Origin of the sequence: Glutamicibacter uratoxydans (genome assembly GCF_050753455.1) — a bacterium.
In the GTDB taxonomy this organism is placed as follows: Bacteria; Actinomycetota; Actinomycetes; order Actinomycetales; family Micrococcaceae; genus Glutamicibacter; species Glutamicibacter uratoxydans_A.
The window spans coordinates 3,409,048-3,426,036 of record NZ_CP192736.1 but is presented as its reverse complement, the minus strand read 5'-3'; the positions used below and the strand labels follow the sequence as shown (position 1 = coordinate 3,426,036).

Here is a 16,989-nt window from a genome sequence, read left to right as displayed (position 1 = left end):
GTAGGTTGCTCCACTTCCTTAGATATTGCAAGATTGCTCACATTTATGGCCCAGCTTGGGCAATAATTCACCCCGGTGGACCGGGGCGTGAACTCTGATTCTAGCGCTCATCCACAGTGTTATGCACAGTTCCGGGGAAAAAGTTAGCTAACTGCCTGTGGAAAACGTCTTTTCCCATGAAATCAAGGCTTTTTGAATGCGGGATGACGTGCATTTCCGTGCCTGCTTGTGAGTTTTGTTTCGTTTTTCAGTGCGTAATCCACAGATTCGGGGTAGATTGTTCACAGGCTTCAAGGTCTCGGCATGGGGCGCAGAGTGTTTGTGCTGCCAATTTGACGTGGGGCCCAGAACTTTCTATCGTTATTTAGTCCTATGCGTGTGTTTTGTGCCCTGCTCAGAACAATAGAAGAGCCCACGAAAACCTCGCATTTTTAAAGTACGAGCGTCAGCCTGTTGTTTGCTTACTTGTAGTAACGGGCAAGTCGCATCCCTAGATCGTCTTGGAGATATACCGTGAGCAAGCGGACTTACCAGCCAAATAACCGTCGTCGTGCCAAGAAGCACGGTTTCCGTCTTCGTATGCGTACCCGTGCAGGTCGTGCCATCTTGTCGGCACGCCGCACCAAGGGCCGCAGCACCCTGTCTGCATAAGCTTGCGGACTTGCTTTTGGTTACGAGGTGACTGTCGGAATCTAATAGGTTTCGTATAGCGACCATGTTGCCAAAAAATCAGCGTCTGCGCTTAGCGCAGGACCTTTCAGCCACAGTACGTTCCGGTGTCCGAAGCGGACGCCGGAACGTCGTGCTATATGCACGACATCAGGTAGAACCACACGGTGGCGATCGGGTGGGGTTTATCGTCTCTAAAGCTGTCGGAAACGCCGTTGTGCGGAATCTGATTAAGCGACGGATGCGTGAGATTGCCCGATCCTTGCGTTCTGATACCGGTGAATACGATGTGGTGGTGCGGGCCTTGCCAGGTGCCGCGGATTTGGACTGGGCAGAATTGAACGAGCAGGTGTCCAGCGCTTGGGCGTCGGTACTTCGCAAGAGCGGTGTCCGCTGATGCGTAAGGACATGAAACCTCGTACCGGGCCGCTGTGGTTCCTGATCGATATCCCACGCAATATCCTGATCGGTTTACTGATTGGCTATCGCAAGATCATTTCTCCGTTATACGGAGATGTATGTAGGTACTTCCCTAGCTGTTCCGCATATGGGCTGGAAGCAGTCACCCAACACGGGGCAGTAAAGGGCATCGGGCTAACCAGCTGGCGAATATTGCGCTGCAATCCCTTCAGCCATGGCGGAGTTGACCACGTACCGGAAGGCCGGCGGATTTGGCCAGAAGGTAAACTGCCCAAGATCATAGTTTTGAATCATCCAGTGATTCCCGACGATGAAGAAACCGCCACGCGCGGACACAAGGAGCCTGACCGGTAATGAATTTCTTAGACACGATACTGACACCGTTCACGTACGTTGTCTCGTGGATCCTTTGGGCATTCCACGAACTGTTCACCCTCATTGGAATGGACGAATCCTCCGGTGTAACCTGGACCCTTTCGATCATCTTCCTTGTGTTGCTGATTCGTACCGCCTTGATCCCAGTCTTCGTTAAGCAGATCAAGGCCCAGCGCGCCATGCAGGCCCTACAACCTGATTTGCGTAAGCTTCAGGCGAAGTACAAGGGCAAAACGGACCAGATGTCACGGCAGGCAATGGTTCAGGAACAGCAGGCGCTGTTCAAGAAGCATAAGACGAACCCTTTCTCTTCATGCTTACCGCTACTGGTTCAGATGCCGTTCTTCTTCGCACTGTTCCGCGTACTAAACACTGCGGCAACCGCGAGCAACGAAGGCCGTGGAATTGGTGCACTGAGCGCCGATCACATCAAGAGCTTTGATAATTCCACCATTTTCGGCGCACCACTATCGGAAACCTTCTTAGGAACCATTAACTCCGGTTCTGTAAATATCGCTGTCATCATCGTCGCAATCATCATGATTCTTGCGATGACCGCCTCGCAGTTTATTACCCAGCGCCAGCTGATGACCAAGAACATGACCAAGGAAGCCCTTGAAGGTCCGTTCATGCAGCAGCAGAAGATGATGCTGTACATCCTTCCACTGGTCTTCGGTATTGGTGGCATCAACTTCCCAATCGGTGTGCTGATCTACTGGACCGCATCGAACCTGTGGACCCTGGGGCAGCAGTTCTGGGTCATTCGTAACAACCCGACTCCGGGATCCGAAGCTGAACGCGACCTCAACCGCCGTCGTGCGGAAAAGGGCTTGCCTCCAGTGGGACAGAAAAAGGTCGAGGCCGCCGAAACGACCGTTATTGAACCTAAGGGGCAGCGCCAGCAGCCACAGCGTAAGAATCGTAGGAAGAAGAAGTAGCTATGACTGCAACTGAGAATCCCGAGATTTCAGAGTCTGAAGAGCAATTGGAAAACACTGCATCGAGTGTGGTCGATGAAGGTGACGTAGCAGCGGACTATCTTGAAGAGCTGCTCGACATCGCCGACCTCGACGGTGATATCGATATTGAAGTACGTGGGGGACGTACTTATATTTCGATTGTCACCGAAGAGGGCGAAAGCGATCTCTCGCTCTTGGTAGGCAAGGACGGAGAAGTCCTCGATGCATTGCAAGAATTGACTCGTCTAGCCGTGTTGAACGCTACCGGTGAACGTTCACGTTTAGTTTTGGATATCGCTGGGCACCGCGCCTCCCGTGCAGAGAAGCTGCGTCAGATCGCCGAAGAAGCTATTGCTGAAGCAGAGTCCTCGGGTGCCGCTGTACATCTAGAACCGATGAGCGCCTACGAGCGTAAGCTCGTCCACGACATCGTTGCCGATGCAGGATTACATTCGGAATCCGAAGGTGAAGCGGCACGCCGGCATATCGTAGTATCCACACTTTAGCAATCGGAAGCCCACCTAGATGGTGGGCTTCTTTGTCCCAGGGAGTTATTTTTAATGGATCAGGACTTGAAGCTTACTGCTGCAGAGGCAGTTGCCGCCCAGCAGATCTTTGGCGACCGCTTAGATCTAGCTAAACGGTACGTTGAGCATCTAGCTACTTCTGGTATCGAACGTGGCCTTCTCGGGCCACGAGAAGTACCACGTCTTTGGTCCCGCCACGTTTTAAACTGTGCGGTTATTGAATCCCTAATGGTTAAAGATGCAGAGGTTGCCGATATTGGAAGTGGCGCCGGGCTTCCAGGGCTCTGCTTAGCCATTGCACGCGCAGATCTGAAACTGACACTCATTGAACCTCTAGAACGTCGCTGCATTTGGCTAAGCGAGGTCATTGATGATCTGGACCTTGATAATGTGACTGTGCTGCGAGGCCGCGCGGAACAGATGGTTGATGTCGTTAACGCGGATTATGTGACGGCACGTGCGGTCTCTGCCCTTAGTAACCTTGCAGGCCTCACCATACCTCTGCTGCATGGCGCTGGTGAACTGATAGCGATCAAGGGACGGTCCGCCGCCGAAGAAGTCGCCAAGGCCGCTAAAGTCATCCGCAAACTCGGGGGGAAAGAAACCGAAGTGCTGACTGTGGGTGAAAGCCTCCTTGAAGACCCGACAACGGTGGTTCGTATTAAGGTCGGCTAGCCGCCACACGATAGGCTAGTTAGAGATGGCAGAGTATCTGGGCTCTCTAGCCAGAACCAGCGAAAAACATCTGTTATCAATTGATTTATTGTTTCACGTGAAACATGTGTGGCATCTGCAAAAAAAACGCAGGTTGCTTATTCACGAGAAGGAGTGCCACCTTTGAGCAAGGGTAAGAATTCGTCGAGTAATGTCTTCGATTTTAACGATGCGTCTTCCCCGTTAGCTAGCCAGCTGGCAAGTGAGCATCGGCGACGTGAAGCGTTATCGGAGAAGTTTGTTCCGAAACCGGACAAGACCCGTTACTTCACTATTTCGAACCAAAAGGGTGGGGTCGGGAAAACCACGACAACGGTGAATCTTGCTGCGGCGCTCGCGAAGAACGGCATGAACGTTCTCGTTATCGACATCGACCCTCAGGGTAATGCATCTACGGCTCTTGGGATTGAACATCACGCCGAAGTGGACAGCATATACGATGTGCTCATTAATGATGTGGCTTTGAATGAAGTTGTCGCAACCTGCCCCGATCTACCGACTCTCCAAGTAGCTCCGGCAACCATCCACCTAGCTGGTGCTGAAATTGAATTAGTTTCGGTTGTTGCCCGGGAACAACGTCTACAAAAGGCTCTGGATGCCTATGCCCGGTGGCGGCAACGCCAAGGCTTGCCACGGCTGGACTATGTGTTCATTGATTGTCCGCCAAGTCTCGGCTTACTAACAGTGAATGCATTTGTCGCTGCGCGCGAAGTACTTATCCCAATCCAGTGCGAGTACTACGCGTTGGAAGGACTGAGCCAGCTTCTCAAGAACATTGAGATGATCCAGAAGCATTTGAATTCGCGTCTGACTGTGTCGACGATACTGCTGACCATGTATGACGGTCGTACCAACCTTGCCGCTCAAGTGGCAAATGAGGTTCGAGAGCATTTTCCTGAGCAAGTGCTGGCCTCAGTGATCCCACGCAGCGTTCGTATTTCGGAAGCCCCGAGCTATCAGCAAACAGTGATTACTTACGATCCAAACTCGACGGGTGCGCTCTCCTACTTAGAAGCAGCAGTCGAGATTGCCGAACGTGGCGCGCCGAAGTAACACAATTTGATCTGTAGACAACCTTAATCGAATGATCAGATTTTTCCAATATTTTCTAACAACTTATTTATGCGGAGTTCCGCAGCACGAAGTTAATTGGTTCGATGCTTCGGTTTTGCATGCGGGGTTCGGTGGAGTTTCCCCAGTAGACTAGAAGAAGGTCGATCTAAGCATGAAAGGGCGTGCCGTCACGATGGCTGAGAAGAAACGCGGGTTGGGTCGAGGGCTCGGAGCCTTAATTTCTAGTTCTCCGGCGGTTACGAACGATATCGACGAGAATGTTTCACGTGAAACAACAACTCCCAAAGATCAGCCGACAGCCGCAAGTGATAAACCCACCCGACCCGTAGACATGTTCTTTGAGCCTGGTCGAAAGTCTTCGACAGTGTCATCGAAGGAGAGTCGGAGTCCGAAACGCGCACGAGCAACGATGCCAGGACTGCCGGCGGTGACCAAGACGCGCCCGGTCGAAGATGACAGCGCTGAAATTACTAAGCGTCCTGACCCGGCAGTTTCTCTATCGACTGAAGAAGCACCCGATCGAGACCTAGTCGAGGTGCCCGGGGCAAAGTTTGCCGAGGTTGATGTTAAAGACATCCACCCAAATCGGAAGCAGCCACGAAGCAACTTTGATGAGAATGATATGGATGAGCTCATCCATTCCATCAAGGAAATTGGTCTATTGCAGCCGATTGTCATCCGACCTTCACGTGAGAAGGGGGCTGAGCCTTATGAGCTCGTCATGGGTGAACGTCGTTGGAGGGCCACTCAACAGGCCGGCCTTAGCACCATTCCGGCAATTATTCGTGACACGCAAGATACCGACCTGCTCCGTGATGCGTTACTTGAGAACTTACACCGCTCTGAATTAAATCCTCTTGAAGAAGCTGCAGCATATCAGCAGTTGCTTCAAGAGTTCGATTGCACTCAGGAGGTTCTGTCCGCCCGGATTGGTCGTTCTCGTTCACAGATTTCCAATACAATCCGATTGATGAAATTACCACCTTTAGTTCAGCGGCGGGTTGCTGCAGGTGTCATCACTGCGGGGCATGCGAGAGCTCTACTGGGTCTAGCGAATAGCGAAGCGATTGAGCAGCTGGCTCAGCGAGTAGTTAATGAAGGACTGTCGGTTCGTGCCACAGAAGAAGCTGTTGCGCTAAGCGAAGATAAACCAACGAAGAAGGTGCCTGGCAAACCTCGTGAGGCCGTTCGTAACGAACGCCTTGATTTCCTGGCATCCTCGCTCTCGGACAGGCTTGATACCAACGTAAAGATCGCGCTGGGTCAACGGAAGGGGAAGGTTAGTATCGAATTCGCCTCCGTGGAAGACTTGAACCGGATCATGGCGGTTCTAGCCCCCGAAATTTCAGACAAATAGGTCTTACATCGAAGCTCGTAGTTTTGTTTCACGTGAAACAAAACTACGAGCTTCGATTTTCTCCAGGCGTAACCAGCCTTCATTGCTCAGTCATTAGTTTCGTCAAACGGGCGTGGGGGAGTTGCTTTCTATCGCTCAGTTGAGTGTGTTTTTGTCGCGCAACTCCATGCAGTAAAACCAAACCTCTCTGATTCAAGGCATTAGGGCGTGTTGACGAACGGCTCAACGGTTGGCCTGACGCACGGTTAGGTTCTTATTGGAAGTCGCGGCCTGTTTGGAAGGTCGTCCTTCGTGCTCTCCTCTCTCGTGCACTTGCTCTCAGCCGAACGGGTGCGTGAACTCGGATTCACCGATAGGGCAAGTGCTGACGTCGAGGAAGTCGCCGTTCGACTCAGGGGAGCGGGGATCTCACTCAGCGATGCCGATCATCTCTTTTCTTTAATACTCTGCGACTAGGAAGTACTGCGAGACGCGGTCCTGAACTCTGCTAGGCATCAGCTCACCACAGCCGATGCAGGGTTGTTCGAGGAGTTCACAGATGAAACTCCGGAGGGCGATCCCGAGGAGGCATTTGTCGAGCCCGATAACTGCTCGTGTTCGGCGTCTTTGTCGGTGACAAGCTCGTCCGTGTTGTCACTATGTATCGGTGAAGCGGAACCCACCGAGCTGATCTGGGTGTGACAACGCTCCCAGCATTCCATGGCCAAGGCCAGGGGTGGGCGACCATTGGGGCGATGAGCGCCGAGGCGCTCTAAGGGGGATATGAGCCGCAGTATCGCTGTCAGCTTGATACTGCTACCCCTGTGGCACTGGATCGAGCTGCAGGATTCACATATTTTGGTGACTGGTAGGTCATCGACACGGACGAACGACGTTTGCTAAATTGCGCTTCTTGGAACTATTGTTCTGATTACCGGGTACCCGGATTCCGACGACATGGTAACGGCTGTTTCGTTCCTAGCGCCGCCCAGTTTGCCAGTATAGGCGCCGAGTCTGGAGGCTAAACGAACTGCGCGAACCGAATCTGGTGCAGGCACTTCTCCAACGAAACACCATGAGTCGTCGTTCTTGGTTCGGTATTGCCACGTGCATCAACGGTACTTTACGGGACGCGACGTGGACTCAGCCGTCAACGCCATTCTGAGCCACCATTCGTAACCTGATATATGGTTGACCGCGAGAATAACCGAAGACATCGATCAATCGGACAACGATTATGCGGTAACAGCCCTGCGATCAAGAGCTTCGGTCGCAGAGAATGGGCGGATACCCAGCGTATCGTGGGTCGTGACCACGAGGAAATAACGGTGGAGCCCACCGCTCAGCTGTGGAGTAGATTGCCAAGCTTGTCAGGGCATGGAAGTACTGTTCCAGTACCCGGAGGCCAGATATTAAGTACCATGCCGTCAGAGCAGTCGTTCCAACTAAGGCTATTTAGCAACGTTCACTCGACTGACTCATTGAAGGGTTGCGGCGAGGCTGAGAGCCGCGTATCAGTTCGGTTCAGTATCCACTATGCACACCACGATGCCCGGCCATTACCTAAGCTTTTTGAAGCAGCGTTCGGCGACGTTGCGACCCTATCCTGATCGCACAACTAGAACCGGGTTGCTTCGCTGGGTAGCCCTTGTCCGTCAGCAACCCATCTACCCGGGTTCTCGGCCTGCCAGTGCGTGTCCGATGCCCGGGCCTCGGAGAGCGTGTCGAGCAGCAAGCAGCTCTCTGGCTTGGCATCTGCGCGAATGCCAGTTCCCCTACGATTCCTGTCACGAGAGCCGCTTATCGCGCTACAGGGAGGCTCCGTGCCGTCCTTTTTGTAGTTCGACCGAGCCTTCTGAGTCGCGCTTTAAAAGCGCGCCATACTGGTGCACGCGCATGATCGTGGCGTCGTTAGACCTAACCCAGCCCAGCCCATCGCGCTGAAGCGCGAGCGACTGAACCTTCCCGAGAACCCACGCCCAGACACCCTGCGAAGACCAGCGATTGAGGTTCTTGTAAATCGTGTTCCAGTCTCCGAACTGCTCCGGCATGTCCCGTCCCGCTATAGAGCGCTCAACCGATACCACCACACAGTGGCCTCGACCACCGCGTGACGTTCAACGGGCGCCATGTCCGATGCCTTTAATAGCGGGAACACCGGACCGAGCAGAGTTCATGCTTCAGCAGAGATTTCAGTACCCGACGTGCCTCGAGCGCCAAGCACACTCCCTGAAACACCCTCTGGTAACACGGCCTAGTCGAGAGAACCTCATGCCCTGAACCATGCGGTTCGTGGATTAAGCTCCGTTATCTCCATGTTCCATCTGTACCACGCTGTCAGACTAGATTCTGGGGGAGGCGAAGTGTAAACAAACTTACTTGACGTATTCCTCAGTTCGACGACGCGAGCTCTTCATCCTCAAACGCTGGTCACCTAGGGCTGTTACCTAGTCGAGTCAGTATTAGGAATGAATCCGAGAGTAAGTATTTTGCAGACACTCACAGATGAGTAATTTTATTCATGCCCTCGCAAGTGCAACCTTCGCACTGCATCCAGGTAACAACGGACTTATAGGTACGGATGGTGCTGAGACTGTACAGAACTCGGAGGCTGTCCGAGCACTAATGGTACATCGCTAAGGGCAACGTTGATTATGTGACCAGCTCTGCTGGCTATCCCGGTTCCGGCACTCTGAACAGACGGGGGATCAGTACGTGACTTCAGTCTTCAAGGCTTCACCTTGAGCCTGATGCCGGAGCCACGATTGGTAAGAATGATGTCATCAGAATGGTTGGGATTCTATCCGAGCTCAAAACCCGTTGCATAGGGAAACACCAAGCTGTGCAGTGTTTCTCTGACACCCGGTTGGAGGATCAGAAGGACGTCCTGAAACCGGGTACATAGCGATTCATCGTTGTCCTGCCGTGCTCAAGGCGGTGGCACCTGAAAAATGGACAACGGTCTGGTAACCCCTATACCGTAAGTCCACCGACCAGGGTTTGAACCGATCGTCATGATCCTTCCCCCTGCTAAACAGCCCAGCCATTAGTGGGATTGCTTGCGGTAGACAGGAACAGCTTGGGGCAGCTCCTCGATATGGACGACCGCATTCAGCTTAGTCGTGCAAGGGGACTCGTGGTGCTTCCTCGGGTTTGCTCCGGCCATCTCGCATGACTGACATATCGGGTGCATCTAGGGACATGAACGTTCGTAGGGAACCTTGACGAAGGTCAGAGGATGGCGGGATATTGATTACCGCTCTCAGCCCCAGTCGCCAGAACCGGGTATTCGACTGTCACTGAATTGGGATCCAGAGCCAACTAGATCTATCGATTTCAATCTCGTGAGTTGCGGAATCGAATCGATACCAGAGCATCGTGAACCGAGAGAAAGTTTCGATCCTCGGGGCAAATATGTGCCAAAACAAGTCTTGCCGTCGCACCAGAGCTGGTATGAGCTTCGGCCACGAAGCGTAGAAAAATTCCATGCTGAAGTCAGAGGTTCAGGCAGAATGTATGGACCGGATATGAGGATCGTTGCAGAGAAACGTACCCTCGATCTGCTCGTGTCGTAGCCAGGTGAGACACAGAGCCGATCATAAATAACGGCGTTGCTCTGCTTGACTACGACGACAGACGCTAAATTCGCGACGCGCGAGGCTTCGATCGGATATTCGTCATGGGTGCGCAAACACGTGGATCTGAGTCAAACTTCGGTTGTAACCAAAACGCATCTATATGCTGGTGGATCCGTAGAATTATCGAAAGGATCAAGTCACTCACTTTTGACACAGGTTCTAGGTCGGTATTTTGCCGCATCTAGTACAAGATTGAATAGGTATCAGAGATCGCGCTAGGAACCCCTCTCGGACATTGAGTCTAAGGGTATTGAATTTGTGCACGTCTTATGCAGGATTATGGCTCTGATGGCCTCGGGCAATGTATCAGTGTCCAGTCCGGTAAACCAGACCTAAAATGCTATTACTGTATGTAGACGAGCATCAGTAACGCCTTATACCGTCTCTCCAACACATCATTGCTGATTTCAAGAACTCCATTCTCGTTGGTGCCACCAGTTCTCCTACGAATAGCGAGACGTTGCTGACCTACCGGCAATGCAGCTTGATCGTGGCCCCGGGCGATTAGCTGATTGGTCCAATCCTCGTTACAGCCCATCGAGCCTCACAGAGCCTCTAGATGGCCTTAGCGGGCTCGCCTAGTAGGTCAAGTCCCATTACGTGGTGTTCTTTCAAAAGCTCCGTTCCAAGAACAATGAATCTATGAAACGGTAAACAGAACAAGCATCAGGCACTCAACGGCAGCACCCCCGACCCGGTGACTGGCTCAGCAGCCCGGCGAACCGTATGCAGCAGCTTACGCATCGAAATTTCCGACAGGTACCTACGTTCACCGTAGAACCATTCCTCATGCTGCTCTTGCGGCACCGCACCGACCAGCCGGGTCACCGACTCACGATTCGGGAAGATCTGCACCACGTCCGCACGCCGCTTCACCTCCCGGTTCAGCCGCTCAATCGGGTTATTCGACCAGATCTTCTGCCAATGCTCACGCGGCATCGCAGCAAACACCGTCAACTCAGTTTCCGCAGCATCCAGCATCGCAGCGACCTGCGGGAACTGGGCACGGATACTACCGGTGACCTGCTTGTAATGCGCCATGACGGCCTCCTGACTGGTCTGAGCGAAGATCGTGGAGATCAACGCATTGATCGGTTTGGAATTGACCGTGCCGATCGCTTGGGACACGTTGCGGGCGAAATGCACCCGGCACCGCTGCCAGCCAGCTCCGGGCAGGATCGCCTTCACCGCGGTCTTCAGCCCTGAATGCGCGTCGGAGACCACCACTGCGACTCCTTCGGGATCATCCAGGCTCGCGGTCTTCAGCCCGCGTTCGCGCAAGCCGCGCAGGAACTGGGTCCAGAAGTCCGTGTTCTCTGAATCTCCCACGCTCATGCCCAGGATTTCTCGGCGGCCCTCGATCGAGACACAGGTGGCGATCACGACCGCTTGGGACATCACCCGCCCCTGATGGCGTACATCCACGTACGTCGCGTCCAGGTAGAGGTACGGGAACCAGGTGTGATCCAGACGCCGGTGCAGGAAGTCTTGGACCGAGTCATCGATGTCGGCGCAGATCCGAGAAACGGTGGACCTGCTGATCCCGGATTCGTTGCCCAGCGCGCGGATCAGGTCATCGACCTTCCGGGTGGAGACCCCATCGATCCAGGCTTGGCAGATCACCGCGTAGAGGGCTTTGTCCACGCGGCGGCGTGGGTTGAGTAGGCTGGGGAAGAAGCTGCCTTTGCGTAGTTTGGGGATGGCGAGGTCGACTTCACCGGCTGGGGTGGCTAGCTTCTTGGTGCGGGTGCCGTTGCGGCGGGTGGAGCGTTCATCGGTGCGTTCGTATTTCGCTGCGCCGATAGCGGCGGCGACTTCGGCTTCGATCAAATCTTGCAGGCCTGCTTGGAGCATTTGGCGGAAGACATCGGCGTGTTCGGTATCCGGGTCGCCTAGGACTTTGCTTATCAGGGATTGAACGGCAGAATTGTTGTGGGTCATCGTGGTTTTCTTCCTTGCTGAGGTTCTTGCCGGAACTATTGGAAGGTTCCCACGGTGGCCCTTTGACTTTCAACCTGTGATGGCGTTTCCCGGGCAGCAGGAGCTGCGGGGTGCTGGTGCTGGCCGGTGGTGGTTAGCGGGTTGAGGCCGGCGGGCTGGCCGGGGAATTACACCACCATATGGGACTCAGCCGCCTAGTACTCGTGTGATCTAAGCAAATCTACTTGTGTCAGTGAAGTCTTGGGCGCGCGACGATAAGCTCAGGTAATTTCTATGGGTGATGTCCAAGCATCCTGAGAGAGTTTCATACTGCGTGGTTCGAAGCCGCCATTTCCGTGGCTTCGAAGATTCAAAAATTGCAGTGCTTAACAGCGGAGGAGACAGGCTCAGAAAAACGAATGGGTGGGGGAGAACCATGGCGCACGTTCCTCTGGAACCCGAATCAAAAACTACGTGCCTATGGGGCTTGTATACCCGCATATGTGCATAGAGCACTCAATTTCTAGAGATGACCATGTTGTTGGTTCAGAAGGGCAATACTCCTGCTTCTCGAAAAATCAGATATGTTCCATGCAGTTATTTAGCCTCATCTAATTGCTATTCTCGTCTCAACTTCGCTACGTACTGTTGTGATGAACTTAAAGCATGGGCTGAAACTACGAGAAATGTACTCCCAGAGAGAGTATTGAACAGAGCCTAGGGTCTTGTCCGAGTTCCCGTTTTCGCTTGCCATCGATGTTTTGTTTCACGTGAAACAAGGACAAAAATCGCCCTGATTTTGAGACACCCATAAGAGGTGATCCGGAGTTGACCTTTTCAGTAAGTCGCAGAGGAAGGCTCCGATGATTTTCCGGAAGTGGTCTAAGTGATGAGTCTGGGTCGGGAGAGTGAGCCTATTGATATGCAGAGGATCCACGCGGATTGCTGTGCAAATTTATCTGATTTGCGGTCAACTCCTCCCGCAGCCTGAATCCGCCAGAGGCTTTACGAATAACTTTTGGGGGAGCTATGGAACCTCAACGCCTAGATTGAACGGCTGACCAAAATGGGCGATCCCGGAGCATACACTCTACGTGAGCTGGTTGGATCGAGACGTTCGGTGATCTAGCGAATGGCTGAGGTATTAATTCTCCTGAATTGAGCTTCATACGAATCGCTGACAGCTTCCCATTGCCTGGGTGGGTCTCAGCTGACCTGAGCGTTGCGGGAGGCTTAGAAGGAACCCTGCTGACTATAGTACCGCTGCGGCTCATTGGGGCCCGGTCCATGATTCAGGCCCGGCGTAAAACTGCCCTGTTCCCGACCGTGAAAACCGTCGATAGTGGGGGCCGGGCCTATCCATGGTTCCGCTACTTTGCCAGCGGATCCTACGCATCCTGGAACGGGCGCAACGCCAGGAAAACTTGGTGCTCTGCGGGCCCTGGGGGAGCGGTATGACAGTCTTCCTAGAACTTTTGGGACAGCAAGCGGTGGAAGGAGGGTTCAAGGTGTCATGATTGGATCTGGAAGAGCTTGGCACCACGGTGCGCGCTCATCGGTCAAATGACACCGTAACTAATGCAGTCACGAATATCCTTCGTCAGTTTTTGACACGTTGATACCAAAAACGGTGGCGACCGCGGCGGTCGACCGGTTGTTGCATCATGCTCACGTGTGTCAGATTAGGGGCAATTCAGTGCGTTTAACTCAAGCGTTAGCTGGTCAAGGGGTAAGTGCACATTGACCCGGCAACAAGGCTTACGAACAAGCGAGGGCCATAACTGTTGCGGAAAAAATTGGATCAGTGAGCAATAGTTATGGCCACCTATGGGCAGTTTTCGTGGCCGTCAGCGGGTATTTCTCGTGGCCGTCTATGGGCAGAACGACATGGAAGAGCGGCGCCTTTCATCACACAAGCTACCGCATGCTGGGACGGAACCCATGCAGAGGGCGCGGAAGGAGAGCATTATGTGGACTGCTGCAACACTAACGTCATTTCTGCGGTGTGGCTCCGAGTCGCGATATTAGTGGACTTCAAAGAGTCAAGTGTTCGTTCCGTGGGTACGTCGGGGGCTAAGACTGGTCGTCGGGTGCTCTTCGATACCTAATCGGGTAGACCGCTACGGCTGAAACGCACTCCTGCCTCAGATCGATTCTCTACTCCCGTTAGCCATACTTCTCAGGTACGGACTAATTATCGTTGACGAGGTAGGGTATCTGTTTTTCAGCAGGACATAGCGAACTTGTTCTTCTAGTTAGTGTATTCACGTTATGAGTAGCATTCGTTGATCCTGACCGCAATCTACCGTTCTCAGAATCGGATACTGCGTGAGGTGATCACGTGGTGGCTTCGGCTAGTGACGGACCGGGTTGCACACCAGGCGGTGGTCTTCGCAGTGAAAGACAGTGCGTATCGCTTGAAGGAATAGTCGTTTAAACTTTGTCTTCGGTTGTGACTAAAGAGCGGCAGGGTTCAAGCGGCTTGTGACTGATCATTTTTCGGGTTCCGAAAGTGTTCACTTTTCAACCGCCGTTGATAAAGACGCTCGTACGGGGTGGCTCCAAAGCGAACATTGAATGAGACTTGACCGGAATAACACGGTCTCCAGCGGGCGGGGCTGATCCTTGATATCGGCGGCGCTCGTTAAGTCGAAGAGGAAACATCGGATCTTCATCCACCAACCGAATAGTTGACCGACCTCTAACTAAACGTATTTGTCCTAAAAAGACTGAAGGTTAATAGCCTCAGCGAATGTCCTTGCCAGACCTATCCCAAATCGATACTCAGCCTATAGACCGAGAACCTATCTGGCTCGCAGACGGATTCGGTAGTAGGTATGTGGCCAAGTCACTTGTAACCACTGGGCTAACTCCTCGTTTCACAGACATTGAATTTACACGGAGTTCGTCGGTACTGGTTGCTCTATCCAGTTAGAGAAGCCCATTTTTGAACAAATGAGCCGATTCTTATATAAACAACTATAATAATTTGTTTAAACGAATAGATTCTGTAGGATCATTCTCCCTATGGCTTTCCGCAGACCCTATGCAGGGTTAGGGTATTAAACGGGGAAGGCGGTGAACTCGAACTCGAATTCACCGCCTAATCGCATTCAGACCTATTTACAGGTATTCTGCGACTACGCAGGAGTATGCGCTGTGCTTCTCTCTCAATTCACTTATAGCCATTGACCTCAGTGTTTAGCGCTGTGGGGCGAAATATCCTTGAATATAAAGCCCCCGCGATGGTGGAACATCCGGGGGCGTGGCTCAAACCTAAGAGAGAGGTCTGAACATGATTCAGCATACCCAATCACAGCGCGCCGATGCACTAGCCGACTACACGGATACCCAGATTCTGGAAGAACTGTTGCGCCGGTTCAAGCAGCGCGAACACGAGCAGGACACCGCGAAGGCGTTAGAGATCCTTCGAGAGATCCCCGAAGCGCTCAGCCCAAAGTGGACTATCAACAAGCTCTGCAATATCGCGCTAGAGCATGGCCTCTCTGCGTCTGCTGCATTCACGGCATGGGAACAACTCACCGCACCGGCCCCTAGCAAGCCCGTTTCAAGCACGGCAACTGTTGTTGAATCTGCGCACGGGTATTCCGTCGGTGACCGAGTAGCGTTCCAGTTCGATGATCAACACACTGGCACTGTTACCGGGGCTGTTGAGAATGAGATCCGCGTCCGCTGGGATCGTAACAACCTAGTCACCCCAGTTGATCCCGCCGAACTCATGCACAGCAAGGGCGGCAACTAATGCTTACCCCCATAACCTCAGCCACCTGCAAAATGCACGCAACTGAACCACTGATGACTAACAATGTTGGGATGACTGACAACATCGAACGCATCCCGTTCTACCCCAAAATTGAGAATAACCTGCTGTACTTCCAGCTAGATCCATCCTTAGCAACCATTGAGAACATCCAGACGGCCATGTGCAGCGTGGGGCGAGTCAATGGCCCTGCACTGCTGTTCGATCTGTTCTACAGCGGCACAATCACCAACGAAGTTCTAGCGGCTGTGATCGGCGGTGTGTGGACTAGCGCCGAATATCCAGAACGTGCGGTAGACACTGAATCTTGGCACGAAATGTTTAATGCGGCTGGTTATACCGTTGACGGTAAACCCTCGGCACTTCCCACTGAACCGCTCGTGCTGTTCCGTGGCGCGACCGTCGAGCATAAGGCTGGCATGTGTTGGACAGATGACCGGGCCATCGCTGAACGCTTCGCGTATGGGCAACTTCGAGGCCGTGACCTCGGCACTCTCTGGACTGCAACCGTTGAACCTGTGTTTCTGCTGGCAAAGATCAATGACCGGGAAGAGTCCGAATATGTCGTAGACACAACCGGCCTAGAAATCCGGGCGGTGGAATCTGATGCGTAACACGATTCGATACACCGTGCGCACCGTGTTCTTCCTCGGCCTATTCGTCGCCCTAGTAACGCTCCCACAGCTCCTAGCAATGAGCGTAGGCGCACCTATCTACGTTTAGCCGTTGAGCCTGTCCCAAGCGCTCCTGTGTGCTTGTGACGGGCTGAAAGTCTAAGCGACTTCCTCCCCGGCGTTACTTCTAATCCTTAGCCGGAAACACACAATGGATTCCCAGTAGAAACATGCCAGCTGGGGGCGAACCGTGACTAGTCGCACCTGATCACCGCTCTAGCCATGCAGCACTACAGCACGCGCCAAAATACGGCGGGTGCTATTCGTGTTGGCCGATACGGGGTTATGGCGTTTTTTCTACCCGGTGGCGTTTGGGGGAGATCAAGACAAGCTCACCCTTGGGTGTCCGCTAGCGCGTAGCGCCCTTGCAAGTTCGTCTTCTTCGATGATTTCCGCGTCAAGAATGTCTTCGTGGGATTCGACAAAATCCGTACTTCTACGGGTTTTGTTTCGCGTTCCAAGATCGTTCTCCACTGTCGCGGTACTAACCCCAAGCGTCTCCGCAATTTCCTTATTGGTCAGGTGCTTAGCGTTCCCGCGAGCGGTGCGACCAACTTCAATAGCCTTGATCCGCGCCACGATCTCAGGGCGCTGCTATCCGCGAGAGTTGGTGATCGTGGTTTCTGAACCGGAAAAGTTTCCGGTTGAGAGGCCGTTTCGAGCCGGTCAGCTTTACCACTTGGCCGGGGTTGTCGGTGAGTTCGCCGGTAGTGGTGTCCACGTACTCGACGGCAGGTTCAGGTGAGCCTTTTTGGCTCACCTCCCGAAGATCGCGGCGAACCTGCGTTTGCCCCTTGCCAACTATCGGCGCGATTGCTCTAGTAGACATACCCTCGTTAGCGAGCATCCGAACCATGTCCTGCCGCTCGTCTAGTCTCATTTGAAATGCGCTCTGGTGCCAA

Annotated in this window: 13 protein-coding genes; 11 read left to right on the top strand and 2 right to left on the bottom strand. The window is 53.3% G+C overall.

All coding sequences use genetic code 11. The annotated features are described in order from the left end of the window. Nucleotides 1–513: 513 nt before the first annotated feature. From rpmH to ACQQZ8_RS15605, 8 genes are all read left to right on the top strand, one after another. Nucleotides 514–651 (top strand): 50S ribosomal protein L34, encoded by a 138-nt coding sequence (gene rpmH, locus ACQQZ8_RS15640; protein ID WP_265160151.1) that lies wholly within the window; start codon nt 514–516, stop codon nt 649–651. 64 nt (nt 652–715) lie between these two features. After that, complete coding sequence (rnpA, locus tag ACQQZ8_RS15635) at nt 716–1,066, top strand: ribonuclease P protein component (protein WP_431710722.1); 351 nt, start codon at nt 716–718, stop codon at nt 1,064–1,066. Then, nucleotides 1,066–1,443: a membrane protein insertion efficiency factor YidD gene (gene yidD / locus ACQQZ8_RS15630; protein WP_431710721.1), complete on the top strand. Its 378-nt coding sequence runs from the start codon at nt 1,066–1,068 to the stop codon at nt 1,441–1,443. The genes rnpA and yidD overlap by 1 nt, the downstream gene beginning before the upstream one ends. Next, complete coding sequence (gene yidC, locus ACQQZ8_RS15625) at nt 1,443–2,402, top strand: membrane protein insertase YidC (RefSeq protein WP_431710720.1); 960 nt, start codon at nt 1,443–1,445, stop codon at nt 2,400–2,402. The genes yidD and yidC overlap by 1 nt, the downstream gene beginning before the upstream one ends. Before the next feature lie 2 nt (nt 2,403–2,404). Then, complete coding sequence (locus tag ACQQZ8_RS15620; RefSeq protein ID WP_431710719.1) at nt 2,405–2,929, top strand: protein jag; 525 nt, start codon at nt 2,405–2,407, stop codon at nt 2,927–2,929. Between the two features lie 54 nt (nt 2,930–2,983). After that, nucleotides 2,984–3,625, top strand: coding sequence for a 16S rRNA (guanine(527)-N(7))-methyltransferase RsmG (rsmG, locus tag ACQQZ8_RS15615; protein ID WP_431710718.1), 642 nt, complete (start codon nt 2,984–2,986; stop codon nt 3,623–3,625). 153 nt (nt 3,626–3,778) lie between these two features. Beyond that, nucleotides 3,779–4,717, top strand: a complete 939-nt coding sequence (locus ACQQZ8_RS15610; RefSeq protein ID WP_431712209.1) for a ParA family protein — start codon at nt 3,779–3,781, stop codon at nt 4,715–4,717. Between the two features lie 193 nt (nt 4,718–4,910). Further along, nucleotides 4,911–6,095, top strand: coding sequence for a ParB/RepB/Spo0J family partition protein (locus ACQQZ8_RS15605; protein ID WP_431710717.1), 1,185 nt, complete (start codon nt 4,911–4,913; stop codon nt 6,093–6,095). A 1,787-nt stretch (nt 6,096–7,882) separates the two neighbouring features. Here the strand turns inward: ACQQZ8_RS15605 and ACQQZ8_RS15600 are convergent. Both ACQQZ8_RS15600 and ACQQZ8_RS15595 read right to left on the bottom strand, forming a co-directional pair. After that, nucleotides 7,883–8,125 (bottom strand): hypothetical protein, encoded by a 243-nt coding sequence (locus ACQQZ8_RS15600; RefSeq protein WP_431710716.1) that lies wholly within the window; start codon nt 8,123–8,125, stop codon nt 7,883–7,885. A 2,253-nt stretch (nt 8,126–10,378) separates the two neighbouring features. Then, on the bottom strand, nt 10,379–11,653 hold the full coding sequence (locus ACQQZ8_RS15595; RefSeq protein WP_431710715.1) for an IS256 family transposase: 1,275 nt from the start codon (nt 11,651–11,653) through the stop codon (nt 10,379–10,381). 1,609 nt (nt 11,654–13,262) lie between these two features. On the opposite strand from ACQQZ8_RS15595, the gene ACQQZ8_RS15590 reads away from it, so the two are divergent. From ACQQZ8_RS15590 to ACQQZ8_RS15580, 3 genes are all read left to right on the top strand, one after another. Beyond that, nucleotides 13,263–13,376, top strand: a complete 114-nt coding sequence (locus ACQQZ8_RS15590; protein WP_431710714.1) for an ATP-binding protein — start codon at nt 13,263–13,265, stop codon at nt 13,374–13,376. Between the two features lie 1,551 nt (nt 13,377–14,927). Further along, the gene (locus ACQQZ8_RS15585; protein WP_431710713.1) at nt 14,928–15,395 is read left to right on the top strand and encodes a hypothetical protein; all 468 of its coding nucleotides are present in this window, start codon (nt 14,928–14,930) and stop codon (nt 15,393–15,395) included. Nucleotides 15,396–15,466: 71 nt separating this feature from the next. After that, nucleotides 15,467–16,027, top strand: a complete 561-nt coding sequence (locus ACQQZ8_RS15580) for a hypothetical protein (protein WP_431710712.1) — start codon at nt 15,467–15,469, stop codon at nt 16,025–16,027. Nucleotides 16,028–16,989: the final 962 nt, after the last annotated feature.